An 18,455-nucleotide genomic window follows, 5' to 3' on the forward strand; every position below is an offset into this window, starting at 1 on the left:
CCTGAGTGCCCGGCTTTTTTATGCCTGCGCTGTCGTGGAAGCAGCTATTTATGCACCCACTGGCCATTAATCCCGCGCACATATTCGCCGCTGCCGGCACGGTTAACCAGCTTCTCGCCGGCGATGCGCGCCACCTCGGCGGTGGTGAGGTTGTTCTGCTGCGCCACGCGCTGATACTGCTGGCTGCGGCCGTCATTGATGCGCTTAACCAGCGCCAGCGTCTCTTCATCCTGCTGACGAGCGGCGATATAACCGCTCAGCGTTTCGCCCACGCGCCCCTGCTGGCGCGCCTGATCCAGCGTCAGCGCCCAGGCCGACGGCACCAGCAAAAGCGCCACTAACAGCGCTATCCCCTTGCGTTTCATCGAGCCTCTCCTCAAAACAGTCCGCTCTGATTCTTCAGCAGCGCTTCGACGTCTTTATCCACCTTGATGTGGATTTCATGTTCGATTTTTACGTTCATGTTGATGGTGATTGGCTCTTTGGGTGCGGCGACTTCGATGCGCGGCACACAGCCCAGCAGCGGCAGTCCCGCTGTCAGCACCAGTAATGCCCTCAGGCTCATGGTTTCGGGTCCTTGTTGGATGGCAGGGTGGCGTTTTGCTCCACCCAGGATTGCAAATTATCGCCAAAGCGCAGGCTGCGCCACAGCTGGAACAGGTTTTCCTGATGACGGTAATTGAGATTGACGGACTGGCGGCGGTTACTGAACTGGCTGGTGCCTTTCACCTCGCTTTGCAGAATCAGGTTACCGAAGTTATCCAGATCCAGCGTCGCCCACGAACGGGCAATCTCCATGTAGCGCAGCCAGTCCATCGCCGCCCCGGCGGCCACGTTATTGCTGACAATCGCATCCGCCATGTCTTTGTCCATGCGGAACGTCAGCGGGCCGCTGTTGGCGATCCAGCCCTTTTCAATCAGCCAGTGCGGATTGTTCACCCACAGCGGCAATTCGCCATTCACTTTACCGGACATGGCAAACTGCTTCGGCTTGAGCGCCGTCACCAGCCGGCTGAGATCAATGTCACGCAGCGAAATCCGCGCCGGCTGATGCTGCGGTAAACGCAATGCTGGCATGCTGACGTGCCCGCCGAGCAGATCGAGATTGACGTTGCTGAGCGTCAGCGGCTGGCGCTCCTGCCACGGATAGTGGCCCTGCAGATCCGCAGTTATGTTTTGCAGCGCAAACTGGTTCTTCACTTCGGCGATGCGCAGCGACACCGGCCCGCGGCGCCCCAGCTGCCACTGATGATCTTTCAGGCGGAACGGCAGGGTAAAATCGATGCCGTTAATTTCGCTGTCCGGCATCCATACGCTGCCCTGTTTCACCGCCCAGAAACCGCCCGCCTCAAACCCCTGGCCGCTGGCGGCGGAAAAGGCCATCTGCGCGCGCAGCTCGCCAGACTGGATACGCATCTTCAGATCGCTGCTCAGCAGCGGCTGAAATACGCTGAGCGACTGCGCCGGCCACCAGGCTTCACCACGCAGCCGTTCGCCGTCCCAGCGGCCATGCACGCGCAGCGGTCCGATGTCTTCAGCGGTGAGCTGACCGCGCCACAGAAAACGCCCTGGATCGCGCCCTTTGGCATCGAAACGCAGTTCGGACGGCGGCAGCCAGCCACCGTAGCTGAAGCGCGTCTGGCCGGAACGCAGCGCAAACCCGCCGTTAAACGCTGGCTGTGCCACATCGCGCTGCCAGCGCACCGGCGCGGTCAGCGTCAGGCGCGGCTTATCCACCTGCACCATGCCGTACGCCAGCTGATCAAACCCGGTGTTCAGCGTATCGAGGCTGATCAGGGTGTCGTGCCAGCTGCCGGTGCCCTTCACATCCCATTTGGCGCTAAGCGGCGCCATCACGCCTTCGCCCCAGTAACGCCAGTTCCAGCGTCCGCTGTCTGGCCAGAAGTCGCTGGCGCGCCCGTCGAGATGCAGCCTGAAGCGGCCGAAACTGGGGTCGTGCGCGTTGAGAATCGCCTGTAACCGGCCGTTGATGCCGCGCGAGGCCACGCTGACGCCGGCCAGCGGCCAGCGCGCTTCATCCACTTCCAGCGTCGAGAGTAAGCGTCCGCGCAGGCGCAGCAGTGCGCCAGGCTGCAGGCTGAGCTGCGGATCGCTCAGCATGCCATGTAATTGTCCGGGAATGGTGCCGTACAGCTGCAGGTCGGCAAACTTGCTTTCGCCGGTTAACTGGAACGGCAGTGCGCTGTCAGTCAGGCTCAGCTTGCCCGGCCCAACACTCAGTACCAGGTTGCCTTTCCCGCCGCGTCCGGCGGTCAGTAAATTAAAGCGGCCGCGGATCTGCGTCTGTTCCAGCCCCTGCTGCCAGTCATCCAGCGTCAGCGCCACGCCGCCCGACAGCGGCTGCGACCCGAACGGCCAGCGCCAGTGACCGGCAGTGATGCGGATTTGCTGCGCATCGACCTGCCACGGCAGCTGCAACAACGGCTGTGGTTCCTGTTGCTGGCGCACCACCAGTTCGCCCTGCTGCTGCTGCCAGTTGAGCGTCAGCGCCAGCGGCTGCGGCCACTGCGTCAGGTTAAGCGCACCGCTGAGCTCACCCGCCACCGGCAGGCCATCGGCAAAAGTCGGCAGCGTCAGATTGCCATGCAGTTCGACCGGTTGCGGCAGTAAAGGATGGCTGAGCTGCAGCTGATCAATGTGCAGCTGCTGCCCCTGCAGGCGCGCGGCGACGCGCAGGTTGTCGCCCTGATAACGCAGCTGCTGAAGGTCTTTGTCTAAAGTCAGATCGAAGCGGCCGGCATATTGCTGCCATGGCAAAATACTGAGCTGTTGCAGATGGATATCCGCGCCGGGCAGCATCTGCTGCCACTCTGCGAGGCTGCGCGGCGCATCGCGCGTGGCACTGTGCGGCAGCGCCTGCAGACAATTGCTGTTGAGCGCCACCTCGCGCGCATCAAGCTGCCAGCGCTGTTGCGTCCGGCCAAGTCCCACGTCGGCGACCTGCGCCAGCAGGCAGTCGCCGGCCAGATAGCGCACATCAGGAAACACCAGCCGGCCCTGCTGCCAGTGCGGCGCGCCGTGTAGCTCGACGCGGGTATTTTCCGGCAGCCAGATACCTGCCAGCCGCGGCAGCCAGTGCGTCAGCGTCAGCAGCAATCCCAGCAGCAGCAGTATCAGCGCCAGTAGCGCAGCAAGTAGTCGACGGAGGCCCCGCGTCATGGCTGTTAACGTTCCTGTTCTTTACCCAATCCTGACAGAGATGATGGCATGTTACGCCCGGCAAATGAAGGCGTTACCGCTTTAGTCTGGCTGAAGAACAGCAAAATGACGCGGAAAACGTTATCCTGATGTGATACCGACGTAACATTTTTCAGGAGCGAAACAATGAAAGTTGCGGTTTACAGCACCAAGCATTACGACCAGAAATACCTCGAGCACGTTAACGAAGGCTACGGATTTGAGCTGCAGTTTTTTGACTTCCTGCTGAGCGAAACCACGGCGAAAAACGCCGCTGGCTGTGATGCGGTCTGTATCTTCGTTAACGATGACGGGAGCAAAGCGGTGCTGGAGGAGCTGGCGGCGCTGGGCGTGAAATATATCGCGCTGCGCTGTGCCGGTTTCAATAACGTCGACCTCGACGCAGCCGCCGCGCTGGGACTGCAGGTGGTACGCGTGCCCGCCTATTCGCCGGAAGCGGTGGCGGAACACGCGGTAGGCCTGATGATGACGCTTAACCGCCGCATTCACCGCGCTTACCAGCGCACGCGCGATGCCAACTTCTCGCTGGACGGCCTGACCGGTTTCAACATGCATAACAAAACCGCTGGCGTGGTCGGCACCGGCAAGATTGGTGTGGCGACAATGCGCATCCTGAAAGGTTTTGGCATGCGTCTGCTGGCGTACGATCCGTACCCAAGTGACGCCGCGCTGGCGCTCGGGGCGGAATATGTTGATTTGAAAACGCTGCTGGCGGAGTCCGATGTCATCACCCTGCACTGTCCGCTGACGCCGGAAAACCATCATCTGCTCAACGCACAGGCGTTCAGCCAGATGAAAGATGGCGTGATGATTATCAATACCAGCCGCGGTGGGCTGATTGATTCACAGGCGGCGATTGAGGCGCTGAAACAGCAGAAAATCGGCTCGCTCGGCATGGACGTGTATGAGAACGAACGCGACCTGTTTTTTGAAGACAAGTCGAATGACGTGATTCAGGACGACGTGTTCCGCCGCCTGTCGGCCTGCCACAACGTGCTGTTTACCGGCCATCAGGCCTTTCTCACCGCCGAAGCGCTGACGGCGATTTCAGAAACCACGCTCAGTAATTTACAGCAGCTGTCACGCGGGGAAACCTGTTCAAATCAGGTTAAGGCGTAACGCTCTGCGCCTGCGTTAGCGGGCGCAGGCACCGCCGATCAGCGCCTGTTCGTCGCAGCGACGACCGTTAGCCAGCTGACACATCCCGATGCGTGAACCGTCTAACTGACGCGAGAACGCCAGCGTGCCACCTGCGCTGTTGCAGTTGGCTTCTGCCATGGACGACATCACGACGTGCGGCTGCACGTGCGCGGCGGTTGCCTGTTGCGGCGGTTCATTGTCGCTGTTGCTGCTGCAGGCAGAGAGTAACAGCGCTGCGCCGGCCAGCAGTAAAGTTGCGGCTTTCATCGGTCGGGCTCCGGGAGTGTGAGCGGAAAAGTCGCACCAGCATATGTCAGCAGCGGTGCGCGATCGATAGGCGACACAGCTTTTTACAAAATTTAATATCGTCGTTGGCAAGCAGAATTATCCTGATTGCAGCGTTTTGCCTCTTTTCTCTGCCTGTTCATACGAAACATCAATCAATAAGGAGGAAGGATGTTAGCCGATATGCTCATCCGCATCGCGTTAGCCGGAATACTGGGCGGACTGATTGGCCTGGAGCGCCAGATGCGCGCTAAAGAAGCGGGCCTGCGCACTCACATTCTGGTCGGCATTGGCAGCGCCATGTTCATGCTGGTGTCAAAATATGGCTTTGCCGATATGCTGACTAATGATCATGTGGCGCTGGATCCCAGCCGTATTGCGGCGCAGGTGGTCAGCGGCATGGGCTTCCTTGGCGCTGGAACCATCATCATTCAAAAGCAGATTGTGAAAGGCCTGACGACCGCCGCCGGCCTGTGGGTGACCGCCGCGATTGGCCTGGTGATCGGTAGCGGCATGTACGAAATCGGTATTTACGGCACGGTGCTGGCGCTGGTGGTGCTGGAAACGTTCCGCCGTATCAGCCACTGGCTGATTGGCCGCCATCACACCCTTATCGTCCATCTCAAAGCCAAAAGCGTACCGCTGGTGTTGCTGGTACTGCAGCGCGAAAATTTGCGCTATGGCCACATCGCTGTGGTCAATCGTAACGAAGAGAGCGGGCTGTGCGAGCTGAGCGTTGAGGTGACGTTGTCACGCAGATTTCCTATGCACAGCATTTATGACAAAGTGATGGAAATCAAAGGCGTGCAGTCGCTGGAAATGGTTTGACTGCGCTGGCGCTGGCGGGTTAACCGCTGCGGTGGAGGGGAGATAAAAAGCCCGGCGCTCAAGGCCGGGCGGCTGGGTTAGCAGGGTTTGAGTTGTCCAATCGCCATTTCAACGGCGCGATTGGGCGCGCCAGTTAATTCCCGATAGCGCAGTTGCAGGTTACGCAACTCGCTGGCCAGCACCTCTTTTTCGGTAGCGGCACCGCGCTGCGCCAGTTCCAGATAGCATTGCCCCACCAGCCGGCACGCCTCCTCAAATACCATGTCGTACGTTTGCATTGTTCCTCTCCTCACCTTTAAAAACTAAAAAAAGCGCTGAATCCATCCTGTCAGCGCAGTGAGAAGAAATCTTTACCCAGATCAATAAATATGCAGTTACCGCTGGCAAAATGTGCGCAATGGTAGCCGACTGCGGCGCTGCGCGATTAGGACGGATCCTTTTTGTCGTCATCGCTGGCGCTGCTCACACCAGTAATACCTTCCAGCGCCTGCTGGTTGATGACATCATCGGCGCTGTCAACCGCACGCGAAATCGTCAACAGATCCTGAAACTCGCTCAGCAGAATAGCGGCGTCCGACTTCAGCATATCGTCAGCCTCGGCTGACTCAATCACCATGTTGATGGCTTTGTTGGCGCTTTCAATAACTTCAGTGACGCCGCCTTTCTTACTGACGGCCAGTACCAGCGCACCGATCAGCAGCGACTGAGCCTCAACGCGCGCGGTCAACTGCTTGGTGGTGGCATCAATTTGTGAAATCTTCGCCAGCATGCTTAACACAACATTTTTCATCGCTTATTCCTCCCTGGGGAAGCAGGCAGTGTACCGCTTGCAAAATCCGCGACAAACTAAAAATTGTGAATAGCGCAACAGGTCTCTGACCGCGATCGCGAGGCGCACAGAGCACATCACCGGCAAACCCATAAATCGTGCTGGAATTTGGCGCTGTAATCCGTACCATACGCCACAGACTTTTCCTGCTGACTGCGGTCAGCCGGCACCCATAAAGGCCAGCGCAGCGACCCGCAGCGTGCGCGGACACGGTTAATGCAGGCCTGGCGAGGGCCGCATCAACGCGACATCCGCAGCTGACCAGCGATCACCGAGACCGAAATTCATGTCTGAATATCAAGAAGTTAATAAAAAAGAGCAGTACAACCTGAACAAACTGCAGAAGCGCCTGCGCCGTAACGTCGGTGAAGCGATTGCGGATTTCAACATGATTGAGGAAGGCGATCGCATCATGGTGTGCCTGTCCGGCGGTAAAGACAGCTACACCATGCTGGAAATTCTGCGTAACCTGCAGCAGAGCGCGCCGGTCAAATTTTCGCTGGTGGCGGTGAATCTTGACCAGAAACAGCCGGGATTCCCGGCACACGTGCTGCCAGCTTATCTCGACACGCTGGGCGTGGAGTACCAGATCGTCAACGAAGACACTTACTCCATCGTTAAAGAAAAAATTCCGGAAGGCAAAACCACCTGCTCGCTCTGTTCACGCCTGCGTCGCGGTATTCTTTATCGCACCGCCACTGAACTGGGCTGCACCAAGATTGCCTTAGGTCATCACCGCGATGACATCCTGCAGACGCTGTTCCTCAACATGTTTTACGGCGGCAAGATGAAAGGCATGCCGCCAAAACTGATGAGCGACGACGGTAAACATATCGTGATTCGCCCGCTGGCCTACTGCCGCGAAAAAGATATCGTACGGTTTGCCGAAGCGCGCCAGTACCCTATCATTCCGTGCAATCTGTGTGGTTCACAGCCGAACCTGCAGCGCCAGGTGGTTGCCGATATGCTGCGTGACTGGGACAAGCGCTATCCGGGCCGCATTGAAACCATGTTCAGCGCCATGCAGAACATCGTGCCCTCGCATATGGCTGATATTAATCTGTTTGATTTCAAAGGCATTAAGCATGGTGATGCGGTGGTTGACGGCGGGGACATTGGTTTTGATCGCGAATCGCTGCCAGCGCAGCCCGTCGGCTGGCAGGCTGACGAGGACGATCAGCCGGACCTGAGCGCTCGCCTCGACGTGCTGGAAATTAAATAACGCGGTGACTTTGCAGCATAAAGGCGCGTCGCTCCGGCAACGCGCCTTTTTTATTAGCGGTGCGGCGGAGGATCGCTAATCGGCGGAAATTCAGGATCGTGCGGCGGCTCAGGCTCGGGAATGGGCTGCGGTTGCGGCACGGGTTCGGGAATCGGTGGCGGATCGGTCGGGATAGGTTCGCTGGCGTGAATCATGCGCATGCCGTTCTCCTGTTCGCTGAATGTCTGTTAAGCATAGGAAAGGATGCGGCAGCAAGCCAAACGGCAAAAAAAAGCCGGCGGATAAGCCGGCGTCGTACGAATCAAATGTGCTATGCAGTAATTCAAAAAAAGGAAGTAAGACAATATGGAGCGCAACGCCCATCGCTTGACGTTGCATTCACCTGCGGGAGAGAGTTTGCCCCGGTTGGGCTATGCGCTTATTGATGTCGATCAGGTTTTTTCCGCTTTTCTCCCCTGCACCGCCACAATTACCCGTTCATGACCTGCAGATAACCCCCTGATAACATCACAGCCAGTTGCGGCGTTTCAGCCACAGCGCGACCCCCAGCACCATCACCAGTAACAACCCGCAGAACATGGTAAAGCCGTGCGGCCAGCTGCCACCGGGAATGCCACCGAGATTGACGCCAAACAGCCCGGTGAGAAACGTGGCAGGCAGGAAAATCATCGCCATCAGCGACATGGTGTAAGTGCGCCGGTTCATGGATTCCGCCAGCAGCGAGGCCACTTCATCCGCCAGAATACCGGTACGCGCCACGCCCGCATTGAGGTCATCCAGCCCGCGCCCCAGCCGATCCGCGACATCCTGCATACGGCGGCGATCGTCATCGCTCATCCACGGCAGTTTCTCGCTTGCCAGCCGCGCATAGACATCACGCTGCGGCGCCATATAGCGGCGCATTACAATCAGCTGTTTACGCAGCAGCGCCAGCTCACCGCGCGCCGGGACCTGCTGATCCATTAGCGCATCTTCCAGCGCGATAATTTTATCGTGCATCTCTTCAATGAATTCGCTGGCGTGATCGGTGAGCGCATCGCAGACGTCCACCAGCCAGCTGCCGCCGTCCACCGGGCCGTTGCCGTTTTGCAGATCGGTCAGCACTTCATCGATGGCATACACTTTGCGACGGCGGGTAGAAACAATCAGCTTGTCATTGATAAATACCCGCATCGCCACCAGCTGGTCCGGGCGCGAATCGGCATTATGATTCACGCTGCGCAGCACGATCATAAAGCCGTCACCGAGACGCGTCACGCGCGGTCGCATGCTGTCACCGGCCAGCGCATCCCGCACCGCATCAGGAATAAGCGGCGTGTGCTGCAACCAGTCGGCGCTTTGCCGCTGGGTGTAGTTCAGATGCAGCCAGCAGTGACGCTCGCAGTTGATGACATCTTTATCTTCAATGGCGATAACGCCACCCTTGCCGTCGAACTGGCAGGCGACAATCGCATCCGACACCTGCAGCGCTTTTCCTTCAATGACGTTCACGTACTCGCCTCACTAGCAAAAACAATACGATACAGTCTAGCGCGGCGCGGGACAGTTGCAATTACCAGGGTGTGAGTAAAAATGACAGCGCAACCGGGTCGTTCACCGCCCTCCGTGGCGGTTCAGCGTCAGTGTTTCTCAATCCACAATTCCCGGCTGTAGGCAACGTCTTCCGGATTGGTGATGGGATAGCCCTTAACCCACGGCTTGATCAGCCGCCCGTTGGTGTACTGGTAGATCGGCGCAATCGGCGCCTGGTCAGCGATGATCTGCTCGGCTTTGTTGTAATCGGCATTGCGCGCCGCCACGCTGGTTTCATTGCTGGCTTTACTGAGCACCGCATCATATTCCGCGTTACTGAAGCGGGAAATATTGCCGCTGTGGCTGGCGGTCAGCAGGCTGAGGAAGGTCGACGGCTCATTGTAATCGCCCACCCACGAAGCGCGAATCACATCGAAATTACCGCTGTTGCGGCTGTCGATATAGGTTTTCCACTCCTGGTTCTGCAATGTCACGTCAACGCCGAGATTCTTTTTCCACATCGAGGCCACCGCAATCGCAATTTTCTGGTGACTTTCAGAGGTGTTATACAGCAGCGTCAGGTGCAGCGGTTTAGCCGGGCCGTAACCGGCGGCGGTCAGCAGGGCTTTGGCCTGCGCATTCAGTTCCTGCTGGCTGTGCTGCTGCAGATAGCTCTGCTGCGGCGTGAAGCCGGCGGTGACGTCCGGTGTGAAGTGCCATGCCGGTTTCTCGCCGGTGCCCAGCACTTTTTCCGCGATGATGCGGCGGTCAATGCTCCATGACAGCGCCTTACGCACCCGCACATCCGCCGTCGGCCCTTTCTGCGTATTAAACGCGTAATAGTAGGTGCCAAGCTGATCCGGCGTATACACCTGCCCCGGCAGCTCTTTTTTTAGCAGGCCGTACATATTTTTCGGGAAGGATTCCGTGATATCGATATCCCCGGCGCGGTAACGCTTGGTGGCGCTGGATTCTTCATTGATGGGAATGAAGGTCACTTTAGTCAGCACCGAATGGGCGTTATCCCAGTAGTGCGGGTTGCGCACCAGCACAATCTTTTCGTTAACCACACGCTCCTGCAATTGATAAGCGCCGTTGCCCACCAGTTTACCCGGCGCAGTCCAGCCATCGCCGTTTTGCGCGATGACCTTTTGCGGCACCGGGAACATGGCCACGTTAGCCACCATGCTGGGGAACCACGGTAGCGGACGTGACAATGTCACCTTGAGGTGCGTTTCATCGGTAGCCACGACGCCCAGCTTGTCCGGGCTCATCTGCCCTTTGGTGATGGCTTCAGCATTATCAATGCCGCTCAGCGCAGCAAACCAGGCGAAAGGCGAACTGTTTTTAGGATCGACCAGACGTTGCCAGCTATAGACAAAATCCTGTGCGGTCACCGGCTGGCCATTAGACCAGCGTGCGTCTTTGCGCAGCGTAAACAGCCAGGTTTTGTTGTCGTTGCTGCTCCAGCTCTGCGCAACGCCCGGCACGATTTTGCCCTGCGCGTCCTGGTTAGTCAGCCCTTCAAACAGATCGCGTAGCACCTGAATCTCCGGCAGACCGACCGCTTTGAGCGGATCAAGCGAGGCCGGTTCATCTTTGATATGGCGCACGATTTCCTGGCTGCTGGCCAGTTGCGCCCCGGCAGGCACACTGGCGGCATAGGCGGATGAGAGAGCGCTGCTGATGATGAGCGCGGCCAGCGTGGTGCGGAAAGTTAGTTTCATCACGACTCCTTGACCCGAAAAAAGGGCGACGGCCAAACCAATGCGTCGCCAGCAACTTTTCGCACTTTATCGCAAATCGCTGATTGATAAATAGCTATTTCCCCGTCTGCTGTTTACCGTTATGTTGAGGCTGGATGGCAGCTCACAATTTTTGCGGCTGAACGCGATGCATGACAGAGAGGAAGGTTATGTCGACACACCACCCGCGCCCGCTACGCGGTAAGCTGGACGCCGTCTGGCAACAGTATGGACAATCGGTGCTGGGTGCGCCGCTGCTGTGGTTTCCAGCACCGGCGGCCGACGAGGACAGCGGACTGATTATCGCCGGCACCCACGGCGATGAAAACGCGGCGGTGGCCACGCTCTCTGCCGCCATGCGCACGCTGCCGGACACGCTGCGGCGTCATCATGTGATTCTGGCGGTCAATCCGGATGGCTGCCAGCTCGGGCTGCGCGCCAATGTCAACGGTATCGATCTCAACCGCAACTTCCCTGCCGCCAACTGGCAAGCGGGCGATACCGTCTATCGCTGGAACAGCGTGGCCGACGCGCGCGATGTGCTACTCTCAACCGGAAACGCACCAGCGTCAGAGCCGGAAACCGCCGCACTGTGCCAGCTGATTCATCGTATCCGACCGCGCTGGGTCGTCTCCTGGCACGAACCGCTGGCCTGTATTGATGATCCGCACCACAGCCCGCTGGCCAGCTGGCTGGCGGAACAAACCGGTCTGCCGGTGGTGAGTAGCGTCGGCTACGCCACGCCGGGCTCGTTTGGCAGCTGGTGCGCCGATCTCAGTCTGCCCTGCATCACCGCCGAAATGCCCGCCATCTCGGTGGACGAAGCCACCGAGGTGTATCTTGATGCGATGATCAACCTGCTGCGCTGGCAGCCGTCGTCTTAAGCACGCCGTGCGAGAAGTGCAGCGACGGTTCCACATCGGCCGCCAGCCACGTCGGACCGTCGAGGTCAGCAAACGTGGCCTGCGGCGTTAACGGTAGCGCGGCGCGAATGGCGCGTGAGGTACACAACATACAGCCCAGCATGATGGCAAATCCCTGCGCGCGCGCGGCCGTGGCCAGCGCCAGCGCTTCGGTCAGCCCACCGGTTTTATCCAGTTTGATATTCACCATGTCGTAGCGCCCGTGCAGGGCTGCCAGACTGTCGCGCGTGTGGCAGCTCTCATCCGCACAGATCGGTAGCGGATGGATAAAATGGGCCAGCGCCGCATCCTGCACGGCAGGCAGCGGCTGCTCCAGCATTGCCACCTGCAAATCCGCCAGCAGCTGGCAGCGCGCCGCCAGCCCTTCTGCCTGCCAGGATTCATTGGCATCGACGATCAGCGTGGCGTCCGGCACCGCACTGCGGATCGCCACCAGCCGTTCGCTGATCAGATGGTTATCCAGCTTAATTTTCAGCAGGCGCGCGCCGTGCTGCCACAGCGCCAGCGCGCTGCTGGCCATCGCTTCTGGCGTATCGATGCTGACGGTATGCGCCGTGACGATCTCCTGTGCCGGCACCGCCTCACACAGCGCCGCCAGGCTGGTGCGCTGCTGCTGGCGCTCCAGATCCCACAGCGCGCAATCAATCGCGTTGCGCGCGGCACCGGCCGGCAACGCCTGTTGCAGCGCTGCCCGCGTCATGCCGTTTTGTAACGCACCAAGCTGTGAAGCAATCTGCTGCAGCACCGAAGCCTCACTTTCGCCATAGCGCGCATAGGGCGTGGCCTCGCCAATCCCTTTGAGGCCATCCTGCTCAATCTCCACCACCACCACGTGCGCCTCGGTGCGGCTGCCGCGCGAAATCACAAATGGCGAGTGCAGCGGCCAGGCTTCCGGATAACTTTTCACTGTTCTCATACTGACTCCTCAAATCCATGACGTCATAACGTGCTGGTGCAGCTCCACGTTGAATTAGGCTCGTAAACCCTTAAAATTTATGTCATAAACAAACGCTATACCTGTTCTGGTGGGGTTAACGCCAGATTTTTCATCGTTAAAAGGAAATTGTATGTCGCAGAATGTTCACTTTCAGGGCAATCCGGTGCCGGTTGCCGGCCACTTCCCGCAGGCTGGCGAGCAGGCAAAACCGTTCAACCTGGTAGCGAAAGATCTCAGTGATGTGTCCCTTTCTCAGTATGCAGGCAAACGCAAAGTTCTGAACATTTTCCCAAGCATTGATACCGGCGTGTGCGCCGCGTCGGTGCGCAAATTCAACGAGCGTTCTGGCGAAGCTGACAACACCGTGGTGCTGTGCATCTCTGCCGATCTGCCTTTTGCGCAATCGCGCTTCTGCGGCGCCGAGAACGTCAATAACGTAGTGACGCTGTCTACGCTGCGCGGTGCAGAATTCATTGAAGGTTACGGCGTTGCCATCGCCGATGGCCCGCTGAAAGGCCTGACCGCCCGCGCCGTGGTGGTGCTGGATGAGAACGATAAGGTGCTGTACAGCGAGCTGGTGAATGAAATCACCGAAGAGCCGAACTATGAAGCGGCACTGGCAGCGCTGAAGTAAGGTTACTGCTGATAAAAAAGCCGTCTGTCACAGACGGCTTGTTCATGCAGAACGCGGATTATTCGCCTTCGCTGCGTTTCTGACCAAGGCCATATTCGCGCAGCTTGTTGGCAATCGCGGTGTGTGACACCCCAAGGCGTTTCGCCAGTTTACGCGTGCTGGGATACGACAGATAGAGACGAGTCAGCACTGAACGCTCAAAACGGCTGGTAATTTCATCCAGCGACCCTTCCATTGCCTCTTCGCCCAGCGACACATCCAGCGCCTGCTCCGGCAGCACGATATCCTGCGGACGCAGTTCATGACCTTCCAGCTGCGTGAGCGCGCGATACAGCGCATTTTTCAACTGGCGCACGTTGCCCGGCCAGTTATAGCGCGTCAGGAACGGCGTCAGCTGCGGTGACAAACGCGGGCGCGGCAGTCCCTGCTCATCGGCGAAGCGCGCCACAAACATTTCGGTGAGCGGCAGAATATCCAGCGGACGTTCGCGCAGCGGCGGCAGATTCAGCGTCAGCACATTCAGACGATAGAACAGGTCTTCGCGGAACTCACCGCGCTGCACCAGCTCAATCAGATTCTTTTGCGTGGCGCAGATCACGCGCACATCCACATGCACTTCATGATCCTCGCCGACGCGGCGGAAGGTGCCATCGTTCAGGAAGCGCAGCAGTTTGGTCTGCATGCGCGGCGACATCTCGCCGATTTCATCCAGCAGCACCGAGCCGCCGTTCGCCTGCTCAAAAAAGCCCTTCTTGCCTTCCAGCGCGTTGGGATACGCGCCCGCCGCGTGACCAAACAGCTCGCTCTCAGCGACGTCATCCGGGATCGAGCCGCAGTTGAGCGCCAGGAACGGTTTTTTACCGCGTGCGCTGCGCAGATGGCAGGCGCGCGCCAGCATATCTTTACCGGTGCCGGTGTCGCCGACAATCAGCAGCGGCGCATCGTGCATCGCCAGCTTGCGCGCCTGGTCGATCACCTGACGCATTTTCGGCGTTACCGCCACGATGTGATCAAATTCGGAGTCATCGGTGACGCTGAGGTTCTGCAACTGCCGCCCCATGCGTGCAGTGGATTTCAGGGTGATCATCGCGCCTACCGGCTGGTCGTTCTGTTCATCTTCCTGCGCCAGATAGATCGGGCGCGCTTCCATGAGGAAATCACGCCCCTGGATCACCACATGCTGCGCCTGCGCGTCAACACGTTCACTCTCCAGCCAGCGCTGGAAATTAAAGCCGGCAATCAGCGTGCCGGCGTTCTGGTTACGAATCTTCTGTTCGTCAAGGTTAAACAGGTTCTGCGCCGCCGGATTCGCCAGTTCGACTTTACCTTTCAGGTCGAGGGAGAACACCGGCTCGGGCATCGCCACCAGCAGCGCGCTCAGCGCGCGATGTTCACGTTCAGACGGCATGAAAGACACGGTGCGAACGTCTGTCACGCCCGGTGTACGGCGAATCTCCGCCATCAGGTTGCTGAATGCGTCAAATTCCAGCGCAGAAAAGTTGAGGTAGATGCGGCCCAGCGAGGCAATTTCAATGCCACGCAGGTCAATATTACGGGCAACCAGCAGGTCGAGTAGCTCGCGCGCCAGACCGATACGGTCCTGGCAGAAAACTTCCAAACGCATTGCGATGAGCCTTAGTCAGGTTTTGATTTTAGAGATAATACGCTAACTTGCAGCGCCTCAGAAGGGTTCTGTCATGAAAAGTTGACACTCTGAGGCAGGTGACGAAAAGAAGTGTAGCGGAACAACCAACAATAATCCCGCCAGAAATCACTCTTGGCACAGATAATTTCACCTTTCACGCCATCGGCAGCGTGAAAGGCAGACATGGTGAGATTATTTAGCAGCCTGACCTGCTTTATCACCGCTTTTGGCCAGCGATTCTTTAAGCTGTCCCACCAGTTCACGGCGGAAATCGCCGAGCCGCGGTTTGTCCTCCGCCAGCCACGGCAGCGGACGGCATAATTCCATCGCTTTGATCCCCAGTCGGGCGGTGAGCAGCCCGGCACCGATGCCCTGCGCCGCACGCGCCGAGAGACGGGCGGCGATGTCCTGCGACATCCAGTCCATACCCACTTCGCGCACCAGCTCTGACGCACCGGCAAACGCCATATTCAGTAATACCAGCCGGAACAGCCGGATGCGACTGAAGTAGCCGAGTTCAATACCGTAGATGGCCGCGATACGGTTCACCAGCCGCAGGTTGCGCCAGGCGATAAACGCCATGTCCACCAGCGCCAGCGGGCTGACGGCAATCATCAGCGTTGATTCTGCCGCGTGACGGCTGATTTCGCGTCGTGCCTGGCGATCCAGCACCGGCTGCACCAGTTGCGCATACAGGGTGACAATTTCGCGATCGTTATGGGTTTCATGCAGCGCCGCGTGCCAGCGCTGCAGTGCCGGATGCGCCTGATCCAGCTGCGCCTGGCGCGCCAGCTTTTCACAGAACGCCCGGCCTTTGCCGATACCGTGGCTGGCCAGCAGCTCACGGCCCACGTCCCGCTCTTCCGCCCGCTGACGCAGACGATACAGCCGACGCCATTCGCCAATCAGCGCGCCCGCGCCGGCGGCGACAATCAGCCCACCGGCCACGCCGCAGCCCAGTGCAAACCAGTCGCGCGTCAGCCAGGCATCGTGCAGCCACTGGGCGCCCTGCGCCACCACGCTGATGCCAAAGATACCCAGCCCGACGCCCACCATTTTGCGCCACAGGCTGCGCTTCGGCCGCAGCGCGGCTTCCACCACTTTCTCGCCGGCGCCCTCTTCCAGCGGCTCCGCGTCAGGCGTCACCAGAAACCCCTGTTGCGCGTCGCTGCTAAAGGTGTGCGCCGCGCGCAGGGTCGGCTCCACAGGCTCCTGCAACGGGCGGGCAAAATCTATCCGTGGTTTGAGTGGCGTTTCATCGCTCATCGCAATTTATCTCCCAGTAAAAATTCCAGCGCAGCATCCATGCGGATATGCGGCAATGGCCGATCGACATCCAGCTGCTGCGGCCGGAACTGTTCAAACTGAAACCCCTGCTGCTGCCAGAAGCTGTTGCCCGGCAGGCGCGGCGGTACTTCGCCCGGGTAAAAGGTCAGCGGTTCACCGTCGGCGAGGCGATGACCGCGCAGCGCCGGTAATTTTTCTCCGCGATGATCCACCAGCCCGCTCTCGGTCGCCTGCACCGACGCCAGCCCCAGACAATCCATGCTGATGCCTTCAAACGCGGCGTTCTGCCACGCGTCCTGCACCAGCTGCTGCAGCAGAGACACCATATTGGCGTGCTGATCGGCGGTAATGTGATCGGCCTTGGTGGCGGCAAACAGCAACTTATCGATGACCGGCGAGAACAGACGGCGGAACAGCGTGCGCTGGCCATAGTGAAAACTTTGCATCAGCTGGGTCAGCGCCAGCCGCATATCATTGAACGCCTGCGGTCCACTGTTGAGCGGCTGCAGGCAATCGACCAGCACGATCTGGCGATCGAAGCGCAGGAAGTGATTTTTATAAAACCCTTTCACCACATGCTGACAGTAGTAGTGGAAACGCTGCTGCAGCATGGCGAAATTGCTGCCGGCCGGCGCCTGTAACAGCTTGCCGGCCTGCTGTTCATCAACGTTGGGCCACGGGAAAAACTGCAGTGCCGGCGCGCCAGCCATGTCACCCGGCAAAACAAAACGTCCCGGCTGGATGAAGTGCAATCCTTCGGTTTTGCACTGATGCAGGTAGTCGGTCCAGGCGGCGGCGATCTCCGCCAGGCGGTTTTCATCGGCGGGCGCGAACGGGTCGAGATCGGCGCTCAGGCTGTGCCAGCGCGCGGCCCACTGCTGACGATCGCCCTGCAGCAGGCCGACCATCTGGCGTGACCAGCTAAGATAATCCTGCGCCAGCATCGGCAGATCGAGCAGCCACTCGCCGGGATAATCGACAATTTCGAGGTAAAGGGTGGCGGTATCTTTGAAATGGCGCAGCAGAGACTGATCCGGCCGGTAGCGCAGCGCCAGGCGCATCTCGCTGACGCCACGCGTCGGGGTCGGCCACATCGGCGGCGTGCCGTACAGCTGGGCCAGCCCTTCATCATAGGTAAAGCGCGGCGTGCCCAGCTCACGCTGGGGTACGCGCTTCACGCCCAGCAGCCGCTCTTCGCGCACCACGGAAAACAGCGGCAGACGCGCGCCGCTGTGGACATTGAGCAGCTGGTTAACCAGCGAGGTGATAAACGCGGTTTTACCGCTGCGGCTCAGGCCGGTGACGGCGAGGCGCAGATGGCGATCCACACCGCGGTTCATCAGCCCCATCAATTCATTTTGCAGTCTTTTCATCGCTCTCCCTGATGAAACGTGCCGACAGGCGGTTAAACGCCTTACTCAGCAACGGTTCCAGGGCGGCCGCCAGCAACAGGCGCAGCGGACGGCGCGCCACCGATTTCACTGCCCAGCCGGCCAGGCCGCCGGGCGCATAAGTTACTGCACTGATGATGATGAATTTTCCCGCCGACTTCAACGCAGGCGTTGCGCGGCGGCGCAGAGCAGTTAAACGTTGCGTATGCATAGCGCCTCTCTTAGAGCAGCGGACCCGCTGACGGGCCCGCGACAGGGATTAAATCTGGCGGAAACGGCTGCGTACGCTGAAGGTTTCTGAGGTCACGTAACGCTCAATATCGCGTACGTTACGCTCATCCGCGGTGAGCGTATTTTCCAGCTCATCCAGCAGTTCGCGCGCCGTTGGTGTGCGCTCAGAGGGTGCGTCCAGCGGTTTTTCATCCAGCACGTAGCCAAGGATAAAATAGGCGGTCACGGTGATCATAAACAGACCTAAAAACAGCGACAGCACCACAATCACACGCAGCAGCCGCACCGGAATATCCAGGTACTCGGCCAGCCCGGCACACACGCCGCGCACTTTGCCCTGCTGCGGAATACGCCACAGTTTGCGTCCGTTCATCATGGCTGCCTCCAGTTCGGGTGTTCGGCATCGAGGATCGCTTCCAGCGCCTCGACCCGGTCACGCATGCGGCGCGCTTCCTGCGTCAGCTGCTGCAGGCGCTGCAGGTCACCGGACGAAAGCGCCCCGCCGTTGCGTTTGTTGCTGTAGTGCAGCCATAACCAGATCGGTGCCACAAACAGCACGAAGATCGTTAACGGTATGGCCAGAAATAGTGCGCTCATTGACTCTCCTTTTTCAGTACACCCGGCAAT

21 protein-coding genes are annotated in these 18,455 nt (G+C 59.1%); 5 read left to right on the forward strand and 16 right to left on the reverse strand.

The features are described 5' to 3' along the window. Positions 1 to 44 precede the first annotated feature (44 nt). From AC6I7J_RS10465 to AC6I7J_RS10475, 3 genes are read right to left on the reverse strand one after another with little or no spacing between them, the layout of a single operon-like run. Complete coding sequence (locus AC6I7J_RS10465) at positions 45 to 365, reverse strand: YdbL family probable chaperone protein (RefSeq protein ID WP_498005609.1); 321 nt, start codon at positions 363 to 365, stop codon at positions 45 to 47. An 11-nt stretch (positions 366 to 376) separates the two neighbouring features. Further along, positions 377 to 565: a YnbE family lipoprotein gene (locus tag AC6I7J_RS10470; RefSeq protein WP_010618431.1), complete on the reverse strand. Its 189-nt coding sequence runs from the start codon at positions 563 to 565 to the stop codon at positions 377 to 379. Next, positions 562 to 3,180: a YdbH family protein gene (locus tag AC6I7J_RS10475; protein WP_498005611.1), complete on the reverse strand. Its 2,619-nt coding sequence runs from the start codon at positions 3,178 to 3,180 to the stop codon at positions 562 to 564. Before AC6I7J_RS10475 ends, AC6I7J_RS10470 begins: the two co-directional genes overlap by 4 nt. A gap of 165 nt (positions 3,181 to 3,345) precedes the next feature. Here AC6I7J_RS10475 and AC6I7J_RS10480 point away from each other — a divergent pair, with 165 nt between their 5' ends. Further along, entirely contained in the window at positions 3,346 to 4,338 is a 993-nt protein-coding gene (locus tag AC6I7J_RS10480) for a 2-hydroxyacid dehydrogenase (RefSeq protein ID WP_059008751.1), read from the forward strand. 15 nt (positions 4,339 to 4,353) lie between these two features. Here AC6I7J_RS10480 and AC6I7J_RS10485 read toward each other — a convergent pair whose 3' ends face one another. Continuing rightward, positions 4,354 to 4,626 (reverse strand): putative hemolysin, encoded by a 273-nt coding sequence (locus tag AC6I7J_RS10485; protein WP_021506124.1) that lies wholly within the window; start codon positions 4,624 to 4,626, stop codon positions 4,354 to 4,356. A 189-nt stretch (positions 4,627 to 4,815) separates the two neighbouring features. On the opposite strand from AC6I7J_RS10485, the gene AC6I7J_RS10490 reads away from it, so the two are divergent. Continuing rightward, a complete protein-coding gene (locus tag AC6I7J_RS10490) occupies positions 4,816 to 5,472 on the forward strand; it encodes an MgtC/SapB family protein (RefSeq protein ID WP_021506125.1) in 657 nt (218 codons plus the stop codon). 77 nt (positions 5,473 to 5,549) lie between these two features. Here the strand turns inward: AC6I7J_RS10490 and AC6I7J_RS10495 are convergent, their stop codons facing one another. Further along, on the reverse strand, positions 5,550 to 5,750 hold the full coding sequence (locus tag AC6I7J_RS10495) for a DUF2767 family protein (protein WP_010618426.1): 201 nt from the start codon (positions 5,748 to 5,750) through the stop codon (positions 5,550 to 5,552). 146 nt (positions 5,751 to 5,896) lie between these two features. Next, a complete protein-coding gene (gene iraP / locus AC6I7J_RS10500; protein ID WP_010618425.1) occupies positions 5,897 to 6,262 on the reverse strand; it encodes an anti-adapter protein IraP in 366 nt (121 codons plus the stop codon). 325 nt (positions 6,263 to 6,587) lie between these two features. On the opposite strand from iraP, the gene ttcA reads away from it, so the two are divergent. Next, the gene (ttcA, locus tag AC6I7J_RS10505) at positions 6,588 to 7,523 is read left to right on the forward strand and encodes a tRNA 2-thiocytidine(32) synthetase TtcA (RefSeq protein ID WP_414056851.1); all 936 of its coding nucleotides are present in this window, start codon (positions 6,588 to 6,590) and stop codon (positions 7,521 to 7,523) included. Between the two features lie 53 nt (positions 7,524 to 7,576). Here ttcA and AC6I7J_RS10510 read toward each other — a convergent pair whose 3' ends face one another. From AC6I7J_RS10510 to AC6I7J_RS10520, 3 genes are all read right to left on the reverse strand, one after another. Continuing rightward, positions 7,577 to 7,723 (reverse strand): hypothetical protein, encoded by a 147-nt coding sequence (locus AC6I7J_RS10510; RefSeq protein ID WP_021506127.1) that lies wholly within the window; start codon positions 7,721 to 7,723, stop codon positions 7,577 to 7,579. Positions 7,724 to 8,030: 307 nt separating this feature from the next. Continuing rightward, the gene (zntB, locus tag AC6I7J_RS10515) at positions 8,031 to 9,014 is read right to left on the reverse strand and encodes a zinc transporter ZntB (RefSeq protein ID WP_021506128.1); all 984 of its coding nucleotides are present in this window, start codon (positions 9,012 to 9,014) and stop codon (positions 8,031 to 8,033) included. Between the two features lie 128 nt (positions 9,015 to 9,142). Beyond that, complete coding sequence (locus AC6I7J_RS10520; protein ID WP_215480281.1) at positions 9,143 to 10,762, reverse strand: peptide ABC transporter substrate-binding protein; 1,620 nt, start codon at positions 10,760 to 10,762, stop codon at positions 9,143 to 9,145. 188 nt (positions 10,763 to 10,950) lie between these two features. On the opposite strand from AC6I7J_RS10520, the gene mpaA reads away from it, so the two are divergent. After that, entirely contained in the window at positions 10,951 to 11,664 is a 714-nt protein-coding gene (gene mpaA / locus AC6I7J_RS10525) for a murein tripeptide amidase MpaA (protein WP_215480280.1), read from the forward strand. Here the strand turns inward: mpaA and ycjG are convergent. Then, positions 11,633 to 12,619 carry an L-Ala-D/L-Glu epimerase gene (gene ycjG / locus AC6I7J_RS10530; RefSeq protein ID WP_215480279.1) on the reverse strand — a complete coding sequence of 329 codons (987 nt, stop codon included), beginning with the start codon at positions 12,617 to 12,619 and terminating at the stop codon, positions 11,633 to 11,635. The two genes, mpaA and ycjG, sit on opposite strands and share 32 nt — an antisense overlap. A 151-nt stretch (positions 12,620 to 12,770) precedes the next feature. Between ycjG and tpx the strand changes: the two genes are divergently transcribed. Beyond that, positions 12,771 to 13,274 carry a thiol peroxidase gene (tpx, locus tag AC6I7J_RS10535; RefSeq protein WP_021506132.1) on the forward strand — a complete coding sequence of 168 codons (504 nt, stop codon included), beginning with the start codon at positions 12,771 to 12,773 and terminating at the stop codon, positions 13,272 to 13,274. Positions 13,275 to 13,332: 58 nt separating this feature from the next. Here the strand turns inward: tpx and tyrR are convergent, their stop codons facing one another. From tyrR to pspB, 6 genes are all read right to left on the reverse strand, one after another. Then, positions 13,333 to 14,898: a transcriptional regulator TyrR gene (tyrR, locus tag AC6I7J_RS10540; RefSeq protein ID WP_498005616.1), complete on the reverse strand. Its 1,566-nt coding sequence runs from the start codon at positions 14,896 to 14,898 to the stop codon at positions 13,333 to 13,335. 213 nt (positions 14,899 to 15,111) lie between these two features. Beyond that, positions 15,112 to 16,185 (reverse strand): YcjF family protein, encoded by a 1,074-nt coding sequence (locus AC6I7J_RS10545; protein WP_498005618.1) that lies wholly within the window; start codon positions 16,183 to 16,185, stop codon positions 15,112 to 15,114. Then, a complete protein-coding gene (locus tag AC6I7J_RS10550) occupies positions 16,182 to 17,579 on the reverse strand; it encodes a YcjX family GTP-binding protein (RefSeq protein ID WP_058780608.1) in 1,398 nt (465 codons plus the stop codon). Before AC6I7J_RS10550 ends, AC6I7J_RS10545 begins: the two co-directional genes overlap by 4 nt. Next, positions 17,560 to 17,808, reverse strand: a complete 249-nt coding sequence (gene pspD, locus AC6I7J_RS10555; RefSeq protein WP_021506136.1) for a phage shock protein PspD — start codon at positions 17,806 to 17,808, stop codon at positions 17,560 to 17,562. Before pspD ends, AC6I7J_RS10550 begins: the two co-directional genes overlap by 20 nt. Before the next feature lie 48 nt (positions 17,809 to 17,856). Next, entirely contained in the window at positions 17,857 to 18,204 is a 348-nt protein-coding gene (gene pspC, locus AC6I7J_RS10560) for an envelope stress response membrane protein PspC (RefSeq protein ID WP_021506137.1), read from the reverse strand. Next, the gene (gene pspB / locus AC6I7J_RS10565; RefSeq protein ID WP_058769745.1) at positions 18,201 to 18,425 is read right to left on the reverse strand and encodes an envelope stress response membrane protein PspB; all 225 of its coding nucleotides are present in this window, start codon (positions 18,423 to 18,425) and stop codon (positions 18,201 to 18,203) included. Before pspB ends, pspC begins: the two co-directional genes overlap by 4 nt. Between the last annotated feature and the right edge of the window lie 30 nt (positions 18,426 to 18,455).

This window comes from Type-C symbiont of Plautia stali, from assembly GCF_059730935.1.